We start from the raw sequence: 244 nt of genomic DNA, 5'->3' as shown, positions 1-244 counted from the left end.
GTGACATCAAGGGGATAATCCAACTCTTCAGGCACAAACCCCGGCAAACCCGGGCGGTAGTCACCGTGAATGACTGCGGTGTGCTCGATGTTAAAACCAGGCCAGTCCTCAGATAGTTTACCGTCACGAATAAACGGCCCACCTTTAGTAAAAGCAGTGTTCAACAGCGGAAACGGCGGGATAATCCAACGACTCGTTGTGGTGTGTGCCTCCGGGTTAAGGCCAAGTACACGCACATTGTCAT

Annotated in this window: 1 protein-coding gene; it reads right to left on the bottom strand. The window is 52.0% G+C overall.

Going from position 1 to position 244, the window contains the following annotated elements; all coding sequences use genetic code 11:
* Positions 1-244 (bottom strand): hypothetical protein (locus QP994_RS11175; protein WP_284866847.1); only part of this gene is annotated, 244 nt, incomplete at both ends.

The sequence above is a fragment of the Corynebacterium sp. MSK044 genome, assembly GCF_030232825.1.
Taxonomy (GTDB): Bacteria; Actinomycetota; Actinomycetes; order Mycobacteriales; family Mycobacteriaceae; genus Corynebacterium.
Note: the sequence above shows the minus strand (reverse complement) of the source record. Positions and strands in the feature narration are given on the sequence as shown.